5 protein-coding genes and 1 pseudogene are annotated in these 5843 nt (G+C 71.6%); 1 reads left to right on the top strand and 5 read right to left on the bottom strand.

Annotated features, from left to right (window positions below; translation table 11 throughout):
• Positions 1-292: 292 nt before the first annotated feature.
• Positions 293-2518: an RNA polymerase recycling motor ATPase HelR gene (gene helR / locus ACRDP3_RS04315; RefSeq protein ID WP_431515462.1), complete on the top strand. Its 2226-nt coding sequence runs from the start codon at positions 293-295 to the stop codon at positions 2516-2518.
• Here helR and ACRDP3_RS04310 read toward each other — a convergent pair.
• From ACRDP3_RS04310 to rpsA, 5 genes and pseudogenes are all read right to left on the bottom strand, one after another.
• On the bottom strand, positions 2502-3125 hold the full coding sequence (locus tag ACRDP3_RS04310) for a hypothetical protein (RefSeq protein WP_431515461.1): 624 nt from the start codon (positions 3123-3125) through the stop codon (positions 2502-2504). The two genes, helR and ACRDP3_RS04310, sit on opposite strands and share 17 nt — an antisense overlap.
• Positions 3126-3249: 124 nt before the next feature.
• Positions 3250-3624, bottom strand: coding sequence for a tetratricopeptide repeat protein (locus tag ACRDP3_RS04305; protein WP_431515460.1), 375 nt, complete (start codon positions 3622-3624; stop codon positions 3250-3252).
• A 126-nt stretch (positions 3625-3750) separates the two neighbouring features.
• Positions 3751-4416 (bottom strand): dephospho-CoA kinase, encoded by a 666-nt coding sequence (gene coaE, locus ACRDP3_RS04300; RefSeq protein WP_431515459.1) that lies wholly within the window; start codon positions 4414-4416, stop codon positions 3751-3753.
• A gap of 30 nt (positions 4417-4446) precedes the next feature.
• Positions 4447-5418 (bottom strand): PAC2 family protein, encoded by a 972-nt coding sequence (locus tag ACRDP3_RS04295; protein WP_431515458.1) that lies wholly within the window; start codon positions 5416-5418, stop codon positions 4447-4449.
• Between the two features lie 250 nt (positions 5419-5668).
• Positions 5669-5843, bottom strand: a pseudogene (gene rpsA, locus ACRDP3_RS04290) (30S ribosomal protein S1); the annotation flags it as partial.

Here is a 5843-nt window from a genome sequence, read left to right as displayed (position 1 = left end):
GACCGCCGTGGCCGGCACGATCCGCACCGACGGGGCGACGGTGGCCGCGAAGCTGCTGCTCGACGCGGTCAGCCGGGAAAGGCCGCCCGTGTCCGCGTGAACCACGCGGGATCACCGAGCCGGGACCGGAACACGAGAACTCGCAAACCCTGGCGAACTGAACCGTCAACGGCCCGGGACCACATCAGCCGGCGGAGCGTTGCCCGTCTTGGCCAACAGGTTCGTCACGCCTGTCCGGACGCCTTGCCGCGCGCGCAACGGCCGCCAGCGACCTCACATCGGAGCCATTGACGTGAACCCCCTGACCACTAGCGCATTCGACCTTCCCGACCACCTCTCCCCCAAGGCCGACCCGAGACTGATCGCCGGCGACGAGCAGCACTTCGCGGCCATCGCGGAGAGCCTCGGGCAGGCGATCGCCGAACTGTCCGACCGCCTCGACGCCGAGCGCATGGCGCCCGGCGGCATCGGCCGGGAGGCGATGGACCGGGACGTGGAGATCCACCGGCTGACCGGTCGACTGCGCGCCTTGCGCCGCTTCGGTTTGGACCTGTGCCTCGGACACATCGTCAGCGCGGACAACCCAGACAGGAACCAGCCCGTGTACATCGGCCGACTCGGCCTCACCGACAGCGCGGGGCGTCGGCTGCTGATCGACTGGCGCTCCCCCGCGGCTGAGCCGTTCTTCGCGGCGACCCACGGCAACCCGGTGGGCCTGGCAAGCCGCCGCAGGTACCGCTGGACCCGCGGCCGGATCAGCGACTACTGGGACGAAATGTTCACCGCCGACGGACTGGACGGGCACGCCGCGCTCGACGACCAGTCCGCCTTCATCGCCAGCCTGGGCGGCAACCGGTCGGCCCGGATGCGAGACGTACTCGCCACCATCCAGGCCGACCAGGACGCCGTCATCCGGGCGGGATCCCGCGGCGCGCTCGTCGTCGACGGCGGTCCGGGTACGGGCAAGACCGTCGTCGCTCTGCACCGCTCCGCCTACCTCCTCTACTCCGACCCTCGCCTCGGTCACCGTCGGGGCGGCGTGCTGTTCGTCGGTCCGAGCCGGCCCTACCTGGCCTACGTCGCCGACGTCCTGCCCGGCCTCGGGGAGGAGGGCGTGCAGACCTGCACCCTGCGGGACCTCGTCGCCGAGGGAGCCGGAGCAGCGATCGAGACCGACCCGGGCGTGGCTCTTCTGAAGTCGTCCGCGGACCTGGTGAAGGCGATCGAGCCGGCCGTCGGTATCTACGAGGAGCCGCCCACCGAGGGGATGACGGTTTCGACCCACTGGTCCGACATCTGGCTGAGCGCCGACGACTGGGCTACGGCGTTCGAAGCAGTGGAACCAGGCACTCCGCACAACGAGGCGCGAGACCAGATCCGGGAGGAGCTGCTCACGATCCTGATGGGCAAGCACGACGGCGACGACGTCTCGCCCGACCTGCTCCGGAGGTCGCTGCTGCAGGACAGAGAGCTGTTCAGGACCCTCAACCGCGCGTGGCCGAGGCTCGAGGCGAGTGACCTCGTCGGAGATCTGTGGTCGGTACCCGCCTACTTGCGGAAGTGCGCTCCCTGGCTCGGCCCCGATGACGTCTCGAAGCTGCAGCGCGAGGACGCTCAGGCCTGGACGGTCTCCGACCTGCCGCTCCTGGACGCGGCACGGCAGCGGCTCGGCGACCCGGAGGCGTCGATCCGCAAGCGCCGTCACGACGCCTCTGTCGCCGCCGAACGCGCGCGCAGGGCCGACGTCATCGACCACATCCTCGAGGCCGATCCCGACGGCGAAGGTGCGGTGACGATGCTGCGCGGACAGGACCTGCAGGACACCCTGATCGACGAGAGCGCGCTGCCCGGCGCCGAACCGGAACCTCTCGCCGGTCCGTTCGCGCACATCATCGTGGACGAGGCTCAGGAACTGACCGACGCGGAGTGGCAGATGCTGCTGCTCCGCTGCCCGTCCCGCAGCTTCACCATTGTCGGGGACCGCGCCCAGGCCAGGCACGGGTTCGCGGAGTCGTGGCAGGAACGGCTCGAACGGATCGGGCTCGACCGGATCCACGTGGCCTCCCTGAGCATCAACTACCGGACGCCGGAAGAGGTCATGGCGGAAGCCGAGCCGGTCATCCGCGCCGTGCTCCCGGACGCCAATGTGCCGACTTCCATCCGCAGCGGCGACGTCCCCGTCGTACACGGGTCTGTTGCGGATCTGGGCTCGGTCCTCGACACCTGGCTGGCCACGCATGCGGACGGGATCGCCTGCGTCATCGGCGCCGGTGACACCGACCATGGCGCGTTCCGGGCGACGCCCCGCGTCAGGTCGCTGACCCCGGAACTGTCGAAGGGGCTCGAGTTCGACCTGGTCGTCCTCATCGACCCGGAGACGTTCGGCAAGGGGATCGAAGGAGCGGTCGACCGCTATGTCGCGATGACCAGGGCGACCCGGCAACTCGTCATCCTCACGAGCTCCCGACGTCGGCCGGACGAACGCCCGCTGCCGGCCGTACTCAGAGAATCCAGGTGAGGTACAGGCACACCGCGGTGCCGGCCGCGCCGCCGATGTAGAGGTACTTCATCACCACAGCCGCCCGCGTGCCGCGGACCCGGGCACCGACCGCGAACGCCTGCGTGCGCGCCGGGAAGATCCCGGTCGCGGCGAAGGGGACGCCAAGCGCCGCGACGATCCAGGCGATGAAGAAGAGGGCGTTCCAGCGCCAGGTCTCGGCGAGGCCGCTGGCCAGGTAGCCGCTGCCCGTCTGCTGCACCGGGACCTCGGCACCGGGCCGGTGCTCCCGTCGCAGCTCCGCGTCCCTCACCACGGCGGAGTCGTCCTCCGGGCGGAAGCTGCCGGAACAGACGGTCGTGTCGCTGCTGTTGCGGGTGCCCTGCTCGACCCAGCAGCGCTGGACGGTGAGGGTGCCGTGCCGTCCGGCGAGGCCCCCGGCGTGCGCGGCGTTGTAGACGGAGAAGCCGACGCAGACAAGCGCGGCCAGGAAGAAGACCCCGCCCAGCACCCGCCCTTTCCAACTCGGGGCGGGCAGCGGCGCGTTCGGGCCGTCCATACGGCCGAGCTCGAGTTCCGGCTCCGCCCGCCCGAAGATTCCGTGCCCGCGCTGCCCCAGCTCCATCATGTCCCCCACTCCTGCGGCTGAGGCGATCCCGGCTCGCTCGCTCCACGCCCGCGCACGCCTCCGCGAGGACACCCTAGTGCTGTGGCCGGGAAGGTGTGCGGGCCACCTCGGGAACGTGCAGCGGTCAGGCGGAACGCGGGGGGTCGAAGCCCGCGGCCTCGACGAAGTCGGGCCGGGGGTCGAGCGCGGCGGCCAGCCGGAAGTGCCGGCGCGCCTCGTCCGCGCGGTCGGCCCGCTGCAGCGTACGGCCCAGCGCGAAGTGAGCGAACGCGTTGTCGGGCTCGCGTTCCAGTACGGTCTGGAACTCTATCTCCGCCGGGCGCAGTTGCGCACCGAGGAAGAAGGCGCGGGCGCGCAGCAGCCGCGCCGCGGTGTTCTCCGGGTGTGCCGCGATGACCGAGTCCAGCAGCTTGACCGCGCCACGCGGGTCCCGCGCGTTCAGCAGCTGCTCGGCGGCACGGAACTCGATGACCAGGGTTTCGGGGGTGGCCTCAGGCACAGTGGCTGCCTCCTCACCGGAGCGGTGCGACGGTTTGGACGGTATCCCGTACGGGCGCGAGAACGCCCACGTCCCCCTACATATTCCCATCCGCAACCGTGCGCACTCCCTTCCCACCAGGGCGGGCTAGTGGGTGCCGGGGCGCTGGGCGCGCTCGCGCAGGCTCTCCCACACCTGCCGCACCCGCGGCTCCAGCTCCTCGAGCGGTCCGTCGTTGTCGATCACGATGTCGGCCACCGCCAGCCGCTCCGCACGCGACGCCTGCGCCGCCATCCGGGCGCGGACCTCCTCCTCCGCCATGCCGCGCGACCGCACCAGCCGGTCCAGCCGGGTCTGTGGCGAGGCGTCGACGACCAGGACAAGGTCGAAGAGGGGGGCGAGGCCGTTCTCGGTGAGGAGCGGTACGTCGTGGACGATCACCGCACCGCCGCCCGCTCCGTCGTCGGCACCGCCCGCCGTACCGCCCGCCGCTCCGTCCGTCCCGCCCGCTTCCCGCTCCAGCTGTGCGGAACGCTCGCCGACCAGCGGGTGCACGATCGCGTTGAGCGCGGCCAGCCGCTCGGTGTCGGCGAAGACGACCGAGCCGAGCTTCGGCCGGTCCAGGGTGCCGTCGGGCGCGAGGATCTCCTCACCGAACTCGGCGACCACCGCAGCCAGCCCGGGGGTACCCGGCTCCACCACCTCACGGGCGATCTTGTCGGCGTCGACGATCACCGCTCCGCAGGCGTCGAGCAGCCGCGAGACCTCGCTCTTGCCCGCGCCGATTCCACCCGTCAGTCCGACCTTCAGCATGTCCGCCACGCTATCGGGTGCGGCAACCGGTCACCGTGTGGAGCCCTCGCCAGTCCCGTCGCCGCGCCCGTTCTCGCCGTCACCCTCGCCTTCGCGCTCCGCGAGGAAGCGCTCGAAGACGGCGCCGAGTTCGTCGGCGGAGGGCAGTTCGGTGGTCTCGGCGACGAGGCTGCCGCGGGTCTCGGCCCCGGCGAGGGCGTCGTACTGCTGCTCCAGGCCGCGGACGACCCCGACCAGCTCCGCGTCGCCCTCGGCCAGCTGGCGCTCGATCTCGTTCTGCGTCGTGAGCGCCTCGTTGCGCAGGGCGAGTGCCACATCCGGCAGCACCAGCCCGGTCGCGGACGTGATGGCCTCGACGAGGACGAGAGCGGCGTCGGGGTAGCTGGAGCGCGCGACATAGTGCGGTACGTGCGCGGCCAGTCCGAGCACCTCGTGGCCGGACTCGGCGAGCCGCAGCTCGATGAGAGCCGCGGCGCTGCCGGGGACCTCGGCCTCGTCGAAGAGGGGGCGGTGACCGGGGACGAGGTCCGTGCGGTTGCCGTGCGGGGTGAGGCCGACCGGCCGGGTGTGCGGGACGCCCATCGGGATGCCGTGGAAGGTGACGGCGAGCCGTGCGCCGACACGTTCGGTGATCTCGCGGACCGCTGCGGTGAAGCCGTCCCACTCCGCGTCGGGCTCGGGTCCGGTCAGCAGCAGGAAGGGCGTGCCGGTGGCGTCCCGCGCGAGGCGCAGCTCCAGCCGCGGTGTGTCGTAGGAGACCCACTGGTCACGGCGGAAGGTCATCATCGGGCGGCGGGCGCGGTAGTCGATGAGGCGGTCGGCGTCGAAGCGCGCGACGGTGACGTAGGGCTGGGTCTCGTTGAGGCGCCGGACGATCTGCTCACCCGCCTCGCCCGCGTCCATGTAGCCCTCGAAGTGATAGAGCATCACCAGGCCCGCGCCGTCGGGGTCGTCGATGATGGCGTCGACCGCTTCGAGTCCACTCGCATCCCACGTGTACATGCTCTGCGCACCGTGCGGTTCCAGCACTGCTGCCCGCCCCTTCTTGTCGCGTTCACCCAGCACAACGGTCGCTGGACGGCCGGCATTCCCGCGGTCGCGGGAGCGGCCGCCGTAGGCAGCTGTGGACTACCCGCAGGTACGGGTGGTGCGCACAGCAACGAGGTGGGGCCCGCTCCCGAAGGAGCGAGCCCCGCTGTGCGTACTGTCCGCCGAGCGGCTGCCGCTGTTGTTCAGCGACGGGCCGTCAGCTTCAGCTCTGGCCGCCCGCGAGCTTCTCGCGGAGCGCCGCCAGCGCCTCGTCCGAGGCGAGGGCACCGGAGTCCTCGGTCGACTCCGAGGAGTACGACCCTCCGCCGCCGCCTGCCTGGCCACCGCCGCCACCGCCGCCGTTGCCGGCACCCGGCTGCGCCTGCGCGCCGCCGTTG

Source organism: Streptomyces sp., assembly GCF_050698815.1.
GTDB lineage: Bacteria > Actinomycetota > Actinomycetes > Streptomycetales > Streptomycetaceae > Streptomyces.
Note: the sequence above shows the minus strand (reverse complement) of the source record. Positions and strands in the feature narration are given on the sequence as shown.